Origin of the sequence: Thermithiobacillus plumbiphilus (assembly GCF_038070005.1) — a bacterium.
In the GTDB taxonomy this organism is placed as follows: domain Bacteria; phylum Pseudomonadota; class Gammaproteobacteria; order Acidithiobacillales; family Thermithiobacillaceae; genus JBBPCO01.
The window spans coordinates 1-18833 of sequence record NZ_JBBPCO010000011.1; the positions used below are offsets into that span (position 1 = coordinate 1).

General features: G+C 59.5%; 18 protein-coding genes and 2 tRNA genes. 6 read left to right on the plus strand and 14 right to left on the minus strand.

Going from position 1 to position 18833, the window contains the following annotated elements; genetic code table 11:
* From WOB96_RS11030 to WOB96_RS11055, 6 genes are all read left to right on the plus strand, one after another.
* Window positions 1-198, plus strand: a 198-nt coding sequence (locus WOB96_RS11030; protein WP_341371351.1) for a DUF2283 domain-containing protein, incomplete at its 5' end; no start/stop codon positions are given.
* A 97-nt stretch (window positions 199-295) separates the two neighbouring features.
* Window positions 296-1171: a hypothetical protein gene (locus WOB96_RS11035; protein WP_341371352.1), complete on the plus strand. Its 876-nt coding sequence runs from the start codon at window positions 296-298 to the stop codon at window positions 1169-1171.
* A 105-nt stretch (window positions 1172-1276) separates the two neighbouring features.
* Window positions 1277-1483 (plus strand): helix-turn-helix transcriptional regulator, encoded by a 207-nt coding sequence (locus WOB96_RS11040; RefSeq protein ID WP_341371353.1) that lies wholly within the window; start codon window positions 1277-1279, stop codon window positions 1481-1483.
* Window positions 1480-2610 carry a DUF7146 domain-containing protein gene (locus WOB96_RS11045; RefSeq protein WP_341371354.1) on the plus strand — a complete coding sequence of 377 codons (1131 nt, stop codon included), beginning with the start codon at window positions 1480-1482 and terminating at the stop codon, window positions 2608-2610. Before WOB96_RS11040 ends, WOB96_RS11045 begins: the two co-directional genes overlap by 4 nt.
* Window positions 2607-4133 (plus strand): YfjI family protein, encoded by a 1527-nt coding sequence (locus tag WOB96_RS11050; protein WP_341371355.1) that lies wholly within the window; start codon window positions 2607-2609, stop codon window positions 4131-4133. The genes WOB96_RS11045 and WOB96_RS11050 overlap by 4 nt, the downstream gene beginning before the upstream one ends.
* Window positions 4130-4750, plus strand: coding sequence for a hypothetical protein (locus tag WOB96_RS11055; RefSeq protein ID WP_341371356.1), 621 nt, complete (start codon window positions 4130-4132; stop codon window positions 4748-4750). Before WOB96_RS11050 ends, WOB96_RS11055 begins: the two co-directional genes overlap by 4 nt.
* Before the next feature lie 1305 nt (window positions 4751-6055).
* Here WOB96_RS11055 and WOB96_RS11060 read toward each other — a convergent pair.
* The 14 genes from WOB96_RS11060 to nuoL all read right to left on the minus strand — a co-directional run bounded on the left by WOB96_RS11060 (window position 6056) and on the right by nuoL (window position 18833).
* Window positions 6056-6132: transfer RNA gene (locus WOB96_RS11060), tRNA-Pro, on the minus strand.
* A 66-nt stretch (window positions 6133-6198) separates the two neighbouring features.
* Window positions 6199-6561 carry a MerR family transcriptional regulator gene (locus tag WOB96_RS11065; RefSeq protein ID WP_341371357.1) on the minus strand — a complete coding sequence of 121 codons (363 nt, stop codon included), beginning with the start codon at window positions 6559-6561 and terminating at the stop codon, window positions 6199-6201.
* Complete coding sequence (locus tag WOB96_RS11070; protein WP_341371358.1) at window positions 6539-6835, minus strand: integration host factor subunit alpha; 297 nt, start codon at window positions 6833-6835, stop codon at window positions 6539-6541. Before WOB96_RS11070 ends, WOB96_RS11065 begins: the two co-directional genes overlap by 23 nt.
* Before the next feature lie 13 nt (window positions 6836-6848).
* Entirely contained in the window at window positions 6849-9215 is a 2367-nt protein-coding gene (gene pheT / locus WOB96_RS11075) for a phenylalanine--tRNA ligase subunit beta (RefSeq protein WP_341371359.1), read from the minus strand.
* A gap of 3 nt (window positions 9216-9218) precedes the next feature.
* A complete protein-coding gene (pheS, locus tag WOB96_RS11080) occupies window positions 9219-10253 on the minus strand; it encodes a phenylalanine--tRNA ligase subunit alpha (RefSeq protein ID WP_341371360.1) in 1035 nt (344 codons plus the stop codon).
* Between the two features lie 98 nt (window positions 10254-10351).
* Window positions 10352-10711, minus strand: a complete 360-nt coding sequence (rplT, locus tag WOB96_RS11085) for a 50S ribosomal protein L20 (RefSeq protein ID WP_341371361.1) — start codon at window positions 10709-10711, stop codon at window positions 10352-10354.
* 42 nt (window positions 10712-10753) lie between these two features.
* On the minus strand, window positions 10754-10951 hold the full coding sequence (rpmI, locus tag WOB96_RS11090) for a 50S ribosomal protein L35 (RefSeq protein ID WP_341371362.1): 198 nt from the start codon (window positions 10949-10951) through the stop codon (window positions 10754-10756).
* Between the two features lie 15 nt (window positions 10952-10966).
* The gene (infC, locus tag WOB96_RS11095) at window positions 10967-11488 is read right to left on the minus strand and encodes a translation initiation factor IF-3 (RefSeq protein ID WP_341371465.1); all 522 of its coding nucleotides are present in this window, start codon (window positions 11486-11488) and stop codon (window positions 10967-10969) included.
* A 3-nt stretch (window positions 11489-11491) separates the two neighbouring features.
* Window positions 11492-13423, minus strand: a complete 1932-nt coding sequence (gene thrS, locus WOB96_RS11100) for a threonine--tRNA ligase (RefSeq protein ID WP_341371363.1) — start codon at window positions 13421-13423, stop codon at window positions 11492-11494.
* 50 nt (window positions 13424-13473) lie between these two features.
* Window positions 13474-13548, minus strand: a tRNA-Val gene (locus tag WOB96_RS11105).
* Window positions 13549-13585: 37 nt separating this feature from the next.
* Window positions 13586-13900 (minus strand): DUF2818 family protein, encoded by a 315-nt coding sequence (locus WOB96_RS11110; RefSeq protein WP_341371364.1) that lies wholly within the window; start codon window positions 13898-13900, stop codon window positions 13586-13588.
* Window positions 13900-15342 (minus strand): NADH-quinone oxidoreductase subunit NuoN, encoded by a 1443-nt coding sequence (nuoN, locus tag WOB96_RS11115; protein ID WP_341371365.1) that lies wholly within the window; start codon window positions 15340-15342, stop codon window positions 13900-13902. The genes WOB96_RS11110 and nuoN overlap by 1 nt, the downstream gene beginning before the upstream one ends.
* Window positions 15343-15353: 11 nt before the next feature.
* Entirely contained in the window at window positions 15354-16838 is a 1485-nt protein-coding gene (locus WOB96_RS11120) for an NADH-quinone oxidoreductase subunit M (RefSeq protein ID WP_341371366.1), read from the minus strand.
* A gap of 3 nt (window positions 16839-16841) precedes the next feature.
* Entirely contained in the window at window positions 16842-18833 is a 1992-nt protein-coding gene (gene nuoL, locus WOB96_RS11125) for an NADH-quinone oxidoreductase subunit L (protein ID WP_341371367.1), read from the minus strand.

Here is an 18833-nt window from a genome sequence, read left to right on the forward strand (position 1 = left end):
GTGAAGATCAACTACAACGCGGAAGATGACATTCTGGTAATCGAGTTCAGCAAGGACAAGATCATCAAGGATCTATCCCTGAACTGGAACGTCAATGTCGGCATGACAGAGAACGGCGTGGGCGAAATCGTCATCCTGGATGCCAAGCGGGATGGCTTTCTACCCGTCGAACTGGACGAAGCGGCGGAAGTCGCCTGACCGAGTTTTGCCAAGCCTAGCCCGACGGGGCGAAGAGCGGGACACCCTTCCCTGCCTGGTTTGGCAATCTATTTGGAGGGCGCGCAAAGGGGCGCTGATGAACAAGTTGTTGAAGCTCAAGTCGTGGCTGACAGTTCCTGAAGCTGCCAAGTACATGTCTGCATTATTTGAAGAGGATGTCACCGAAGCTGATGTGCTGCGCATGGCCTTGGATCACCGGCTTCAGCTCTCAGTCTATTTTGTTAATCATGCAGAGGCAAAGCCGGGCAAGGTCGTACCTCTGTCTTCAGCAAAGAAGATGACCTTGAAGCCACCCTTCGTATCCAGTGAGGAAGAGCAAGAGATCATTATGGGCATTCCGGTTCGTGTCCTATTGAGCAACATAGAAAGCCAAATGTGTGCAGAGTCCTTAAAGCTAATTTTCGGGGATGCTCTCCCGGAAGGTGTCATAAACATAGACGAGGACCACCCAGTCACTATAAATGGTATTTGGAACCTGCCGATGATTGGCAATGAGTCCTTGGACATCGAACATCAATACCAGCAGCTTACAGGCGGTCCTGCCGTAACACTTCAAGGCCTAGATGGCGCTTTCGTCACCAGGAATGACGGCCAGATATGGCAGCTTCAGGAAAGATACGATCCAGGAGAAAGAAAATCGTACTGTTACCCGGCGGGTAGCTTGCCGATTGATAGCGTGTTGGTTGTCCGGACAGAGGCCCTCAGAGAACTAGAAAACAGCGTATCCGGAAGCTCCATTAACAGGAGCAAATCTGCTGAAACAAAGGGGCGGCGAACGTTGCTGACCATCATTGCAGCTGTCTTCCAGCATAGTAAAATCGACTACAACGCGAGGGGAGCCGCACAACGCATCAAGGAAATGACCGAAGCCCTGGGCGCTCCTATTGATGATGGAACCATTGCGAAAGTACTTCGTGAAATAGATGATGCGCTTGAAAGCCGCATGAAATAAAACTTCACCAGCGAATTCGGAATTCGCATTACCGAATTCGTCCAATGGGATAACGCATCCCCGCATTGTTGCACCCGTAGCCAATCCAAACCTACGAGGTGCAACATGCAAGCATCATCACAGTATCAGCCCAAGCGATTGATCCGGCCCAATGTAGTTGCTGAGCGCCTGGGCATTTCCAAAACGACGCTATACCGGATGGTCAATGCCGGCAAGCTGCCAGCACCGGTCCGTATCTCCAGCCAATGCACCGGCTGGCCCGAAGACGTCATTGATACCTTCATTGCTGAACGCCAGCAGGAGGTCAGATGATGCAGACAACAAAAAAGGCCGGTCCCGCCAGACCGGCCCTCAGCAGCTACCACCCGGCAGCCCTTTCAAAACTTTATGCAAGCACGAATCATAACAATTCCCGCATTGATGCAGCCACCGTCAAAAGCCGGATCGATCCGCGCACCTACTACGCTGGCGAACTGATCGAAGCCCCTGTTTCGCGCTGGCGGGGGGAAGGTTGGAACGATGCCGGGCTCTGCCCCTTCCATGCCGACAATCGTGCCGGCAGCTTCCGGGTTCACCTGGGCAGCGGCGCCTATGATTGCTTTGCCTGCAACGCCAAGGGCGGGGATCTGATTGCCTTCCACATGCACAAGCATGGTCTGGGCTTTGCCGATGCCCTGAAGGACCTGAGCGGCACGCCAGTAGCACGGACACCGGCACCGCGCATTGAGACCAGGCCTAAGCCTGCCGAATCCCCGGAGAGCAGACGCGGGCGCTACCAGCGGATGATGCAGGCGGCCCGGCCCATCGAGGCCAGTGACCCGGCAGCCTGTTACCTGCACGCACGCGGCCTGAGGCTCGCCAGCTTTCCCCGCATGCTGCGCCATGCACCGGCCCTGAGTTACCGCCATGCCGACGACAGCAAGACCTTTCACCCGGCCATGCTGGCAGCGGTCCAGGGCCCGGACGGGCGGCTGGTGAGCATTCACCGCACCTATCTGACTGCCGACGGCGCCAAGGCACCAGTACCCGAGCCCAAGAAGCTGATGCCAGCCATTGCCGAGGGCGCCACCACGGGCGCGGCTATTCGCCTGCATCCTGTTCAGGATGACCGGCTGATCGTGGCCGAGGGCATCGAAACCGCGCTGGCCCTGCACATGCTCACCGGCCGGCCGGCCTGGGCCTGCGTGTCGGCGCCGGGACTGGCATCCGTGATCCTGCCACCCCAAGCCCGAGAAATCATCATCGGCGCCGACCTGGACCGAAGTGCAACCGGCGAGAAAGCCGCGAGAACGCTCCGGGAGCGGCTGCGGGCAGAGGGGCGAAGCGTCCATATCCTGATGCCATCCAAGGCCCACCTGGAGCGCATGGTGGCCCTCAAGGGAGCCATGCCGAAGAGCTGCGATTGGGCGGACGTGCTGAACATGGAGGTCGGGGCATGAGTGTCAGCAGCATGAGCTATGACGAGATCCGGGCACGCTTGGCACCCAACGAGGAACCGACCAATGGCGAGGACTGGCCGGAGGCCCTGCCCCTGCGCCGAGAGATGCCCGAGGGCGACCCTTATCCCCTGGACGTGCTGCCCGGCGTGCTCAAGGGCGCGGCCACGCGAATGCATGAGAGCATCCAGGCCCCGCTTGCCCTGATTGGCCAGTCCATCCTGGGCGGCGCCGTGCTGGCGGTACAGGGGCACGCCAATGTAAGCATCGATGGCCGGCGATTTCCCCTTTCCCTGTTCCTGGGCACCATTGCCGAGTCCGGCGAGCGCAAGACCGCCTGTGATAATGCGGCGCTGGCGCCACACCGAAAGCGCGAAAAGGACCTGAAAGACGAGCTCGGACTTGAGCGGGCAGACTATGACGCGGAGCATGCGGCCTGGAAAAAGGCCCGTGAGGAAGCCTTGTCAGCCAGCAAGAACAAGACCCGCGAAGCCAAGGCCCAAGCAATCAAGGCCCTTGGTCCGGAGCCCCTGGCGCCGATTGATCCGATGATGATTGCCCAAGAGCCGACCTATGAAGGGCTGGTGAAGTCGCTGGCGGATGGCTGGCCATCGATGGGACTGTTCTCGGATGAGGGCGGCCAGTTCCTGGGCGGGCACGCCATGAATGCCGACAACCTCGTCAAGACCGCTACCGGGCTTTCTGATCTATGGCAGGGCAATCCGATACGGCGCACCCGAAGCGGAGATGGCAGCTTTGTCCTGTATGGCCGGCGCGTGTCGCTGCATCTGATGTTCCAGCCGGTCCTGCTGGATCTGCTGTTTGGCAATGCCATCCTGGGGGGACAGGGTTTCAATGCCCGTATCCTGGCAGCCTATCCAGCTTCCACCATCGGCACCCGCCTATATCGCGCCATCGATCTGAACCAGGATCCCGTGATGCTGCGCTACTTCGCGCACATGATGCAGATCCTGGAAACGCCTTTGCCCTGGGAAGATCCCCAAGACCTGCGCCGTGGCCTGAAACAACGCGAGATTGTCCTGGCGCCTGATGCCATGGCGGCATGGATTCGCTTCCATGACCACATGGAGCGACTGAGCGCACCGGGCGCGGCCCTGGAGCCGATCAAGGCCCATGCGGCCAAGGCAGCCGAGCAGGCGGCCCGGCTGGCCGGCATCCTGGCCATGACAGAGAACCTGGATACCGGCGTGATCAGCAAATCCGCCATGCATGCGGGTATCAAGCTGATCCAGTTCTACGTCAATGAGGCCCTGCGGCTGCATCAGGGACGGGCAGATGATCCGGATATAGTCTTGGCGGAAAAGGTACTGGCCTGGGGACAGGCGCGGGGCGGACGCTTCGGGGCAACAGAGCTGTATCAGTTCGGCCCCAATGCCATCCGCGACAGTAAAACCGCTCTGCGGATCCTGAATCTTTTGGCTGACCACGGCCTGGCGCGGACCCTACCCGATGGCTGCGTCATCGATGGCAAGTCCTACAAGCACGCCTGGGAGGTCCGGCCATGAGCCTGTTCCCGCAATTCGATCCGGACCTGGACAGCATCCCTGCCGCTATTCTTGCTATTCCTGCTATTCCTGAGCACCCGAATAGCGAAAATAGCGGGAATAGCACGGACCCCGTACCCGTACCCGTACCCGCACCCGTACCTGTAACGACACCCGAAGACGCGGCAGCCATGCGCCTGTCTGCCATCGAATCCAGCGGCCTGGCGCTGCTGGTGAAGGTGGATGACGGTTACATGGTCTGGGCGAGTACCAAGGCCCGCATCCCTGATGAATGGGCGGACTACCCGCGCTTCACCATGGAAGAACTGCGACTGATCCCACCGGGCAACGGGCAGGCTGCACGGGATTGGCTGGCGCTCAAGCGGACGTTCCCGGCATCGACCATGCACCCGGTCAGCGAGGATGAGGCATCGACCACGCCACCGGCACCCGCGTTTGTCACCTGCGCCACCTGCCAGCACTACCAGGCCGGCGAGCGGGGCGGCATCGGCGCTTGTGCCATGCAGGAGGATCAACGCACCACGCCACCATCAGAACGCTATCCGGCAGGCCACCCTATCCAGCCGGCCCTGTATCCACATGCACGGCGCATCTGTTCTACCTGGGAGGCGCCATGAAGGCGATCTGCTGGCTATGGATAATGCGCCTGCTGGCCCTGGCGAGAATGGGCGGCTTATGAATAACTGGAGCAATACGCGCGCGCGTGCGCGAGGGAGCCGCGTAACAGCGGATGTAACAGCTAAACGCCAAGCACTGAGTGATTCACGCGGGCAGCACGGAGAACCTGACAAAACCTGACTTTGCAGCCTGCCTGAAAGCCTGGCGGGCGGGCTGCCTGTTGATAAAAGTTGACATTGGCACACACCAAAACGGGGCGGCTTAGGCTGCCCTGTTTCATTCAAGCACATGGTTAACACCTGGGTTAACACCGGCAACGACGAAAAAAGCCCGGCCTATACCGGCACCCGCACGCCTGAAATGCTGCCCTAACCTTCGGCACAACACTAACAAAAGCTAACAGCGGCGTGGCCGGGGGTCCTTGGCATCCTTGCCCACTACACGGGTGAGAGCAGCACGCACAAGCCCTAGCGCCATACCATCCAGCCGGACCTTTTAGTTTATTCCGGAATGCGCGGGGGTCCCCTTGGCGGCCTGGGGGTACACGGATGGCGACAGCCCGAGCTTCCACTATTCACCAGGCCAGCACAAAGCCGCTTCCGGTTCCGGTCGGCATCCCCATCCACCTGTTCAGCCTAGCAGCCGGCATCCCGCCTGATTCCTGACTTCGACGTCATACCCACCCGGCAGATAGACCTGAGAGCAGGCGGAAGCCAGCGGGGGGACCCTGCCCCATGGCCAGCACCACGGGGCGGCCATGCCGTGGTGAGCGGGACTTTTCCGGGCGCTAGGGGGTTGTTGTTGTTGAGGTCGGGGACCCTGACAGGCACCCAGCCACCACGGGCGCGGAAGGCCGTGGTTTACGGCTAAATTCCGGGTTTCCCGTTTGATTGTTTTCAAGTTGCACGGCAGCGGCGAGCCTGGCCAGCAAGGGGACCCTGGACGGGATAGACGTCACCACGGGGCACTGAGGGCGCGGATTGCGCCAGTTTTCCGGCCAGTGCATATGCTCCACCACCAGGCGGCATCGATGCAGGCGGACATTGAGCTGGCGGCCTGGGCACCCTGAGCATGGACAGCCCTGGGGAGGGGGGGATCAAATCTCTAGGACTTCATGCCGGCATGACCGCGCGCCTCACCAGATTTCTACACCCGCGAAATTAAAAATTCGGGCGGATGCCGGGCGGGCGACCTGAGCACTGCGGGACCGCCTAGCGGCTGCCAATGGTAAACGTGGTGGTAAACGTGGAGACCGGAAAAGCAAAAGGCCGGCTAGGCCGGCCCTTCTAACTACTTGATTTAATTGGTCGGGGCGAGAGGATTTGAACCTCCGACCACCTGAACCCCATTCAGGTGCGCTACCAGGCTGCGCTACGCCCCGCCGAGAGCGAAGCATTTAATCATAGGCCCCAGGCAAGGTCAAGGGAACCCGCGTGACTGCTGGCATTCATGAGCGGCACAGGTCCAGGATTTCCTGCAACTGACGGCGAACGGCCGCCAGGTCCGGCATCCGCGCGGATTGCGTCCCCTGGGAGAGGGAGTCTGCCTGCAGACGATCACGGGCGCCCTGGATCGTAAATCCCTGATTGTACAACAAGTCCCGGATCTGGCGGGCAAGAAGAATATCGGCTTCCCTGTAATAACGCCGGTTGCCGCGGCGCTTCACGGGTGAAAGCACCGGGAATTCCTGTTCCCAGTAACGAAGTACATGCGCCTTGACGCCGCACAGATCCGCCGCCTCGCCAATGCTGAAGTAGAGTTTGGCAGGTATCGGCGGCAGGGCGGCCTTATTCCTCTCCGGAATCTCCATTGACACGCGCCTTTAGCTTGTTGCTCGCTCGGAAGCTTACAACTCGGCGGGCGGTAATGGTGATTTCCACGCCGGTCTTGGGATTGCGCCCGGGTCTCGGGTTTTTCTCCCGAAGGGAAAAGTTGCCAAAGCCGGACAGCTTGACCTCCTCTCCCGTGGCGAGGGCGCCACGCACCTCATCGAAAAAGCTCTCGACGATCTCTTTCGCCTCGCGCTTGTTGAATCCTACCTTTTCAAACAGCATGTCTGATAGATCAGCTTTGGTTACAGCCATTACGACTTCTCCACTAACGTAAGCTCACGGGGCAAATCCTTCCTACCGCTGTAAGCACCCGCTTGATTACCTCATTGACCATCTCGTCATCGAGGGTCTTTTCGTTGCTCTGCAACAGCAGGCTGAATGCCAGACTCTGCTGTCCGGCCGGCACTCCGGGTCCTTCATAGCGATCAAATACCTGCACGTCCCGGATCAAAACCGGATCTGCCGCCAGGATGGCAGCCATGATGTCAGAAGCTAGCACATCTCTGGGAAGCAGCAAGGCCAGATCGCGACGCAATGAAGGAAACTTCGACCAGCCCTGATAGACCGGACGATCGCTGCCGAGTTGAAGCAGCATATCCAGATCAAACTCGAACAGCACGGGCGCACCCGGCAGATCCATCTGTCTGGCCAGCGCAGGATGCAGGGTACCCATCAATCCCAGCGTATGGCCATTCACATGGACGGAAGCGGTTTGCGCAGGATTCAGGGCAGGATGCTCGGCCGGCTTGAACAGCGCGCCAGGCAGGCGACAAGCCTGCAGTACCGCTTCCACATCGGCCTTGAGATCGTAAAAGTCAACGGACTGGCGGGCATGGGCCCAGGTCTCGGGGAAGCGCGCGCCCATGATGAGTCCTGCCAGGCGGACGGGCTGCGCGCTGTTCACGAAGGTCCGCCCCCACTCGAAGATCCGCACGCGCTGCTGCTGGCGTTTCAGATTGTAGTCAAGCGTCTGCAGCAGCCCAGGCCACAGGCTGGTACGCATCACCGACATGTCCTGGGATATCGGGTTGAGTACCTGGACCGGGGCCAGAGAGGGTTCGAGGCGCGCCTGCCACTCCGGCGAGACAAAGCTGTAGGTAATCACCTCATTGTAGTCACGCGCTTCCAGCATGCGGCGCAGATCATGGATGCGCTGCGTCCTTCCGTAGGCCTCCGTGACATGCAGCACGGCCCTGGGCATCTGCACCGGCAAGGCATCGTAGCCATATACCCGCGCCACCTCCTCGATCAGGTCCGCCTCGATCCGGACATCGAAGCGGGCGCTGGGAGGACGCACTCGCCAGCCGCCCTCAGCGACTTCCAGGGCCATGCCCAGTCCGGCCAGAATCGCTGTTACCCGTTCATCAGCGATTTCGGTCCCCAGCACCCGGTTCAGGCGCTCACGACGCAGGAGGATCTCCGGCCGCACCGGAATGTATTCCACCGCCTCGACACGCAGCATACTGCCAGGCCTGCCGCCGCAGATATCGGTGATCAGGGATACTGCCCGCGCGAGCGCCGCCGGTGGCAGCTCGGGATCAACGCCACGTTCGAAGCGATGCGAGGCATCGGTATGAAGACCCAGTCGCCGAGCTCGGCCTGCCAGGGCCGCGGGCGTGAAATAGGCGCTCTCGATGAAGACCGAGCGGGTGTCTGCACCAACCGCGCTCCCCTGCCCCCCCATGATGCCCGCCACCGCCTGAACCCCGGCATCATCCGCGATGACCAGCATATCCGGGTCGAGGCTGACCGCAGAGCCATCGAGCAGTTTGGTTTGCTCGCCCGCCTGGGCCATTCGCACCTGCAAGGATCCCTGCAATTTCTCCAGATCAAAGGCGTGCAAGGGCTGACCAAGCTCAAGCATGACGTAGTTGAGCACGTCCACAACCGGGTGGATACTGCGCAGCCCCGAGCGGCGCAGCGCCTCGCGCAACCAGTCAGGCGTCCGCGCATCCGGACGAATGCCCTGGATGAGTTGGCCACAGTAACGTGGACAGGCAGCCGGCGCGTCCACCTGGATCACCCTGTCATGCTCTTCCTGCGGGGCTGGAATTTCGATGTTCAAGGGCTTGAACGCTGCCCCTGACAGTACGGCAAGCTCGCGGGCAAGCCCCTGAATGGACAAGCAGTCCGCCCGATTGGGGGTCAAACCCAGGGTCAGAAGAACGTCATCAAGCTGCAGATAGGCACGCAGATCCTCACCCAGCTGGGCCGAAGAGTCCAGAATCATCAGCCCGTCCGACCTGTCCTCCAGACCAAGCTCCTGGGCGGAACACAACATGCCAGCAGATGGCACTCCCCGAACCTCCGCAGCACGAATGGTCAGCCCAGCCGGGAGAGTTGCCCCGGGCAGGGCAACCGGCACCCGCTGCCCCACGGCAAGATTTGCCGCGCCACAGACAATCTGCACTTCCGGGGGATTGCCAAGCGCCACACGCGCAAGGCGCAGCCGGTCCGCATTCGGATGCGGCCAGACCTCGAGCACCTCGCCGACCACGACGCCGGTGAATGGCGGCGCAGCCGGTTCAAGGCTTTCCAGCTCAAGACCCGCCATGGTCAGACGGCGACCAAGCTCTTCCGGCGTCCAGCCTGTCTGTACCCAGTTTTCCAGCCATTGATAGCTAAACTGCATGGCTCACTCCAGCCCCGACCCAAGTTGACGCAGAAAGCGCAGGTCGTTTTCAAAGAACAGGCGCAGATCATCCACCCCGTAATAGAGCATGGCCAGCCGCTCCACCCCCAGACCAAATGCAAATCCCAGATAGGTCTCGGCATCGATATTGACCTTGGCGAAGACGCCGGGATGGACCATGCCGCAGCCAAGTACTTCAAGCCAGCCGGTGTGCTTGCAGACCCGGCAGCCCGCCCCCTGGCAGATGACACAGCCGATGTCCACCTCCGCCGAGGGTTCGGTGAAGGGAAAGTACGAAGGCCGGAAGCGCACCGGCAGATCGGGCTGTTCGAAAAACTGCTGTAGAAAAGCTACCAGCAAACCTTTCAGGTCGGCGAAGCTGAGCTCCTGATCCACCCAGAGCCCTTCCACCTGATGGAACATGGGGGTATGCGTGACATCCGAATCGCAGCGATACACCCGACCGGCCGCGATGATGCGCAGTGGCGGCTGCTGGTTCTCCATAACCCGGACCTGAACCGGCGATGTGTGCGTACGCAACACATGACGATCATCGACATAGAAGGTGTCGTGCATCGCACGCGCGGGATGGTCGGCCGGGATGTTCAGGGCCTCGAAATTATGGAAGTCGTCCTCGATTTCGGGACCGTCCTCCAACTGAAATCCCATTTTGCGGAAAATGCCCTGGATCCGGTCAAGGGTCAGGCCGACAGGATGCAGGCTGCCAAAGGCGCTTCCCCGGCCGGGGAGGGTCACATCGATCCGGTCAGCCTCGAGCATCGCAGAAAGTGCCTCGCTTTCCAGCTGCTCGCGCCGGGCCTGAATCGCCTCGGCCAGCTGGTCCTTGGCGTCATTGACCATCTGCCCCAGACGCGGCCGGTCCTCGGTGGATACCTTGCCCAGCTGCTGCAAAATCGCTGTCAGTTCGCCCTTCTTGCCCAGATATTGAACCCGCACCTGATCCAGACGTCCCAGATCACCAGCGGCAGCAACTGCTGCCAGCGCGGCATCCCGAATGCGTTGCAGACTATCCTGCATGACCTTCTCCAGAAACAACGACGGGGAGAAAGGGCATCCTTTCTCCCCGGCCAGCTTTCATCCAGCTGCCCATCTGGGCACAGGCCGGACTGTCCGTTTCAGCTCGCCAGCTGCTGCTTGGCAATCTCGGCCAAGGAAGCAAACGCGTCCTTGTTTGCCACGGCAAGTTCAGCGAGGACCTTGCGGTCCACCTCCACCCCGGCACTCTGAAGTCCGTTGATGAAACGGCTGTAGGTCAGACCCTGCTCGCGGGCACCGGCATTGATACGGGTAATCCACAGGCGGCGGAAATCACGCTTGCGGACGCGACGATCGCGGTATTGATACTGGCCAGCCTTCATCACCGCCTGATTGGCGGCACGGAAGGTGCTCTTGCGGCGGCCACGGAAGCCCTTGGCCTGTTCCAGAACATGCTTGTGGCGCTGGCGCGCCTGAACTCCACGTTTTACGCGAGGCATTTCACTTACTCCTTAAGCCCGGAAAGCCAATTCCGGTGCTACTTATAGGTACGGCAGCATCCGTTTGAGGGATGCCACATCACTGCCGGAAGCCATAACGGTATGACGCAGGTGGCGTTTCCGTTTCGTGGTCTTCTTCGTCAGGATGTGATTCTTGAACGCGGGGCGAAACTTGAAACCACCACCCCCGACACGTTTGAAGCGTTTTGCCGCGCCCCGGTTCGTCTTCAATTTAGGCATTTCACTCTCCAACTGTTAATGTTTACGCGGGGCGATCACCATCACCATCTGACGCCCTTCCAGGCGCGGCCGCTGCTCTACCGTTCCAATGTCCTTCAGATCGGCTTCCACCCGGTTCAAAAGCTGCAATCCCAATTCCTGATGGGCCATTTCGCGCCCACGGAACCGGAGGGTGATCTTTGCCTTGTCGCCCTCTTCCAGAAAACGAATCAAATTCCGCACCTTGATCTGGTAATCACCTTCATCGGTACCGGGCCGGAACTTGATCTCCTTGACCTGGACCTGCTTCTGCTTGCGCCGGGCCTCGTGCTGCCGCTTGCTTTCCTCGTACTTGAATTTCCCGTAGTCCATGATGCGGACCACGGGAGGCGTCGCCGTCGGGGCGATTTCAACAAGATCGAGACTAGCTGCTTCGGCAGCAGCGAGGGCCGCCGCAATCGTGACAACGCCCTGCTGCTCGCCGTTTTCGTCGATCAGACGAACATTGGGCGCGGTGATTTCACGGTTGATGCGCGTAGATGACTTGTTCGAGGCGATTGCTTAACCCTCCGGATCCTGGTTTATGGATGATCGTGTACTTACTTGCTGATCCAACATGGCAGCGAACTGTTCCAGCGTCATGACGCCGAGATCCTGGCCCGCACGGGTGCGCACCGCAAGCTGGCCTGACTCCTGCTCGCGTGCGCCGACCACGAGCAGATAGGGAACCCGCTGCAAAGTATGGCCGCGTATTTTAAAGCCGATTTTCTCGTTTCTCAAGTCGGCATTGCATCTAAAACCCATTTTCTGCAGATTTTCCGCGCAATTACGGGCATATTCGCCCTGGGCATCGGTGATATTGAGCACCACGGCCTGCACCGGCGCCAGCCAGACGGGCAGATTGCCGGCATAGTGCTCGATCAGGATGCCAATGAAGCGCTCCATGGAGCCAAGAATGGCTCGGTGCAGCATGACGGGTGGGCGGCGCGTATTGTCCTCGGCCACATACTCGGCATCGAGCCGTACCGGCAGATTGAAATCCAGCTGGATGGTTCCGCACTGCCAAAGTCGCCCGATGCTATCCTTGAGCGTAAACTCGATCTTGGGGCCGTAGAAGGCGCCCTCGCCCGGTTGCATCTCATAGGCCAGTCCGTTCTGCTCCAGGGCCGCCGCCAGCGCGGCCTCGGCCTTGTCCCAGCTTTCATCGGAACCGACGCGCTTTTCGGGACGGGTGGAGAGCTTGACCAACACGTCATGGAAGCCAAAGTCGGCATACACCGCCTGCAGCATCTGAATGAAAGCAGAAACCTCTGTCTGCACCTGCTCTTCGGTACAGAAGATGTGGGCATCATCCTGTACGAAGCCGCGCACCCGCATCAGACCGTGCAGGGCACCGGAAGGTTCATTGCGATGGCAGGAGCCAAATTCGGCCAGGCGCAGCGGCAGATCACGGTAGGAATGCAGGCCATGATTGAAGATCTGCACGTGACCCGGGCAGTTCATGGGTTTGACCGCATAGTCCCGGTTCTCGGAGGCGGTCGTGAACATGTTGTCGCGGTAATTGTCCCAGTGCCCGGATCGCTCCCAGAGACTGCGGTCCATGATGGTCGGCGTCTTGATCTCCTGGTAGCCGTATTCCTGGAAGCGGACGCGAATGTACTGTTCCACCTGCTGCCAGATCGTCCAACCATGCGGATGCCAGAATACCATGCCTGGCGCCTCTTCCTGCATGTGGAAGAGATCAAGTTGGCGCCCGAGCCGGCGATGATCCCGCCGCTCCGCCTCTTCCAGCCGGTGCAGATAGGCATCGAGATCTTCCTTGCTTGCCCAGGCCGTGCCATAGATGCGTTGCAACATGGGGTTACGCGAATCACCCCGCCAATAGGCGCCAGCCACCTGGGTAAGCTTGAAGGCCTTCAGGCGGCCAGTGCTCGGCACGTGTGGGCCACGACAGAGATCCAGAAACTCGCCCTGCCGGTACAGGCTGATACTTTCCCCCGCCGGAATATCCCGGATGATTTCCGCCTTGTAGCGCTCGCCCATCTCCTCGAACATGGCGATGGCCTGGTCACGGGGCATGACTTCCCGGCTGACCGGCAGGTCTGCGCGCGCGAGTTCCTGCATCTTTGCCTCGATGCGCTCGAGATCGTCGGTCGTGAACGGGCGGTCGATGGCGAAATCGTAATAAAAGCCATTCTCCACCGTCGGCCCAATGGTCACCTGAGCCTGCGGGAAAATCGATTTCACCGCCTGCGCCATCAGATGCGCCGTGGAGTGCCGGATGACTTCGAGGCCGTCTTCGCTGCCAGCCGTTATCGCGGCAAGGGACACATCACGGTCGATGACCGTCGACAAATCAACCAGCTTTCCGTCAAGGCGTGCAGCCACGGTAGCCTTGGCCAGCGATCTGCCGATACTCGCAACGACCTCCCCGGCACTGACCGGGTGATCAAATTCTCGGATACTTCCGTCTGGCAGCGTGACCACAGGCATACAGGCCTCTTGAAACAAAAAAAGCATCACATATCGCGATGCTTTGAAAATGGTAGGCACGGGCGGTTTCGAACCGCCGACCTCTACCGTGTCAAGGTAGCGCTCTCCCCCTGAGCTACGCGCCTGAAGCGTGGCTAAGGATACTATCCAGCACGCTCAAGATCAAGGGCGGCCGGCCCTATCCCTGAGATTGTAGCGGTAAATGAATCCCGGGAATGCAAAGACCGCGAACAGGAAGAAGGTTACCGCATAGAACTCCCAGCCCTGAGGGTGGACGTTGCCCAGGGTCGCACGCTCCATGCCAATGGCAAGGAAACCAACCACGAAGTAGAGTAAAAACCATTCCAGCAGGCGCCACTGCCAGCTTTTAACCCCGGACTTCGGCGCCATCACGAAGAAGATGCGATTACTGAGCCAGGGCAGATTGGCGGCAATGAACGCCAGGCCGAGAAGCACCCAAACCGATGCCGGGTTCATCAGAACAGACCCTGCACCGCCTGAACGCAGATCGTCATCAGCGCGCCAGGTGCCAAGCCAAGTATCAGGATCATCAGGCTATTGAGGCTGACCACGCCCCCCACAAAATTGTCGGCCTGGATGGGCTGGGGGTTCTCGGGGGCGTCGAAATACATCACCTTCACCACCCTGAGATAATAAAAGGCCCCAACCACCGAGAGAATGACAGCGTACACTGCCAGCCACAGGTGTCCGGCCTGAATGACGGACTGCAGCACTGCCAGCTTGGCGTAGAAACCCACAGTCGGTGGTACTCCCGCCATGGAGAACATCAGGATCATCATCATGCCGGCATACCAGGGATGGCGCTGGTTCAGGCCCTTGAAGTCGCTGATTTCCTCGGCTTCGAACCCCTTGCTGGCCAGCAGCATGATCATGGCGAAACTGCCAATTCCCATCAGAATGTAGGTCAGGGTATAAAACAGCGCGCTGGAAAGCCCATTGAGATCCCCCGTGACCAGGCCCAGCAGCAGGAACCCGGCATGACTGATGCCAGAATAGGCCAGCATGCGTTTGAGATTGGTCTGGGCAATGGCGACCACGTTGCCGATCAGTATCGACAAGACGGACAGGAACATGAAAATGTCGCCCCAAGCCGCCTGGGCTTCCGCCATGCCGCTGATGACAAGCCGTACCGCCATGGCAAAAGCAGCCAGTTTCGGTGCCGTGGAAATAAACAGGGTGACCGCGGTAGGCGCGCCCTGATACACGTCCGGCACCCACATATGGAAGGGCGCGGCACCGAGCTTGAACGCAATGCCCACCATCACGAACACCAGCGCAAACACCAGGACCTTGTCCTGCACCCCGGAAGCGGCAACGGTGTTGGCAATCGCCTGCAGCGACAGACTGCCGGTCGCACCATAGAGCAGCGACATGCCATACAGCAGCATGCCGGATGACAGTGCCCCAAGGATGAAGTATTTCAGCCCGGCTTCGGTTGCCTGTGGATCATCGCGCCGCATCGCCACCAGCGCGTACTGGCAAAGCGCCAGCAACTCCAGGCCCAGGTACACGGTCAGCAGGCTCCCGGCAGATGCCATGATCATCATGCCGACCATTGCAAACAGGATCAGGACGAAATACTCGCCGCGGTAGAGCCCCCGGTCACGCAGATAACGTGTAGATGCAGCCAGGGCCAGGAACACCGCCAGCAGCAGGAAGATCTTCACCACCTTGGCAAAGGTATCCAGAACGAACATGCCATCGAAGGCCAATGCGGTTTCCGCCCCCTGCTGCAGCACCAGCAAGGTCGCGCCAACCAGGGTGGCCTGGGTCAGCAAGTAGGTCAGCCCGCGCTGACTCTCCTTCAGGAAAAGGTCGAAGATCAGAATGCCGCAGGCCAGCGTGGTGACGAAGATCTCCGGCGCGAGCACAAACCAGTTGGACATCGAGGAACCCATGAAACCTTCCTTTATGGAATGACTTTGTTTATGGCTACCTGGCTGAGCAGGTTGTCCACGGATGCATGCATGACTTCCTGGAAGGGCGCCGGCCAGACCCCCATCAGAATGGTGAAGACAGCCAGTGCACCGAGCGCCAGAATTTCACGTCCGTTGGCGTCCTGCAACTTTGCCACTTCCTCATTGGCCACCGGCCCGAAGATCACCCGCTTGTACATCCACAGGGTATAGGCCGCCCCCCAGATCAGACTGGTCGCAGCGGCGATGGCAAAGAGCGGTTTCACCTCGAAGGATCCCAGGATCACGATGAACTCGCCAACGAAACCCGAGGTACCTGGCAAGCCTGCATTCGCCATGCTGAACAGCATCATGAATGCCGCAAATATGGGCATGGTATTCGCCACGCCGCCGTAACTGCTGATCAGGCGCGTGTGCATCCGGTCATACATCACGCCAACGCAGAGGAACATCGCGGCGCTGATGAAGCCGTGACTGATCATCTGGATGATGGCGCCCTCCACCCCCGCCTGATTGAAGAGGTACATGCCCAGGGTCACAAAGCCCATGTGCGAGATCGAGGAGTAGGCGATGAGCTTTTTCATGTCCTCCTGGACCATGGCCACCAAGCCGATGTAGATCACCGCTATCAATGACAGCAGGATCATCAACCAGTCCAGTTCACGCGTGGCATCCGGCAGGATGGGCATGGAAAAACGCAGGAACCCATACCCGCCAATCTTCAGCATGATGGCCGCCAGAATGACGGAACCCGCGGTGGGCGCCTCCACGTGCGCATCAGGCAGCCAGGTATGCACCGGCCACATGGGAATCTTGATGGCAAAGGCCAGCAGAAAGGCGAACCAGATCAGCATCTGGGCGGTCATGCCCAGCGTTACCGTATGGAAATCCAGAATGCTGAAGCTGCCACCAGCCTGGAAATACAGATACAGGAGGGCCACCAGCATGGGCACGGAACCCAGGAAGGTGTAAAGAAAGAACTTCATCGTTGCATAAACGCGGTTCGGCCCGCCCCAGATCCCGATGATCAGGAACATGGGAATCAGCATGGCCTCGAAGAAGACGTAGAAAAGGACGGCGTCCAGCGCCGCAAAGACGCCGATCATCAAACCTTCCATGATGAGGAAGGCCGCCAGATATTGCGAGACCTTCTTCTTGATATTGGTCCAGGAAGTGATGACGACGAGCACGGTGACAAAGCTCGTCAGCAGCACGAACCACATGGAAATCCCATCGATTCCCAGAAAGTAATCGATATTGAATGGCGCTATCCAGGGCCGCTTCTCGACGAACTGCATCCCGGCCGCAGCCGGATCGAATCGGGTATACAGCGGCAGGGTCACGATGAAGGTGAGCAAGGACCCCAGCAATGCCGTGTAGCGCGCCAGACCAGGACGTTTTTCGCCGGCGAGAAGGATCAGAATACCGGTGATCACCGGCAGCCAAATTGCCAGACTCAGTAGTGGAAATTCTTGCATGTTTTAGCCTTGGACAATCAGGAAATAAGTCATCAGTGCAAACAATCCGATGATCATGGCGAATGCGTAGTGATAGATGTAACCCGTCTGCATCTGCCTGAGCAACATCGCCGCGCGCCCCACCATACGCGCCGTGCCATTGACCAATGTACCATCGATGATGCGAATGTCCCCGATGCGCCAGAGCAGCCGACCGGTCCCCAGCGCACCGCCAGCGAAAACATAGCTGTTGAATTCATCTGCCCAGTATTTCTTGTCCAGCATGCGGTAAATCGGGGCAAAGGCCTGGGCAATGTATGCCGGAATATCGGGTCGACGCAGATAGAAGAAGGCGGACAGTCCAATGCCCCCGAGCGCCAGCCAGAGCGGCAGGTTTATGAACCCATGCTCGATGAACTGGATGACGCCGTGCCATTCTTCCGCCATATGCGCCAGTGCCGGATGTTCTGGTGAGACATAGGTAGCCGTTTTCATGAACTCCCCGAACAGCATCGGCTCGATGAACAGGAACCCGGCGACTACAGAGGGAATGGCCAGCAGAACCAGCGGTATGGTAATTACCCATGGCGATTCGTGCAGATGCTCACGGGTGTGCCTGTCCATGCGTCCTTCACCATGAAACACCAGGAAGAACATGCGGAAGGAGTAGAATGCAGTGAGGAAGACGCCCCCAAGGAGGGCAAGATGCGCAAAGCCGGCGCCCGGCAGATGAGACAGGCCGACCGCCTCGATGATGGCATCCTTGCTGAAGAACCCGGCAAAGGGCGGCACCCCTGCCAGTGCCAGCGAGCCAATCAGGGCTGTAATGTAGGTAATCGGCATGTACTTGCGCAGGCCGCCCATCTTGCGGATGTCCTGCTCATGATGCATGGCATGGATCACGGAACCCGCGGCCAGGAAGAGCAGGGCCTTGAAAAAGGCATGGGTCATCAGATGGAATACACTGGCGGCATAGGCCGAGGCGCCCAGGGCGGTGGTCATGTAACCCAGCTGTGACAGCGTGGAATAGGCCACCACCCGCTTGATGTCGTTCTGCACCAGGCCCACCAGCGCCATGCTCAGCGCCGTGATGGCACCGATGATCATGACCACATTGAGCGCTGTTGCCGAAAGCTCGTAGATCGGCGACATCCGCGCCACCATGAAAATGCCGGCGGTCACCATCGTGGCGGCGTGGATCAGGGCGGAAATCGGGGTCGGGCCTTCCATGGAATCCGGCAGCCAGACATGCAGGGGCACCTGGGCGGACTTGCCCATGGCGCCGATGAAGAGCATCAGTGCGATCCAGGTCATCAGGCTCCAGTCTACGCCTGGGATGACCGGTATCGTGGCATTTGGCACCTGGGCGACCTGGGCAAACACCTCGGCATAGTCCAGGCTGCCGAAATACGTGTAGATCGTGGCGATGCCGATCAAGAAGCCGAAATCGCCGACGCGATTGACCAGGAAGGCCTTCAGGTTGGCATAGATTGCACTTTCCTTGGTGTACCAGAATCCGATCAGGAGATAGGAAACCAGACCCACGGCTTCCCAGCCGAAGAAAAGCTGCAGGAAATTATTGCTCATCACCAGCATCAGCATGGCGAAGGTAAAGAGCGCGATATAGCTGAAGAAACGGGCATAGCCCGGATCATCATGCATGTAGCCAATGGTATAGACATGCACGCACAGGGACACGAAGGTCACCACCACCATCATCATCGCGGTCAGCTGATCGATCTGAAAGCCAATATAGGCATTCACCTGGCCGACATTTCCCCACTGATAGATATTGCCATAAAAGGTATGGCCTGCCAGGACATCGAAGAGGACGAATACGGACAGCAGCAGGGACACTGCCACGCCGATGATCGGGCCCCAGTGGGCGCTTTCCTTGAGCTTCCAGCCGAACAGACCTGCTATCAGGCCACCAATCAGGGGAGCCAGCGGCACCGCCAGATAGATCGAGCGGGCTGGAAACATATAAAGCCAGTCCAGAATCGCGGGCATGTTCAT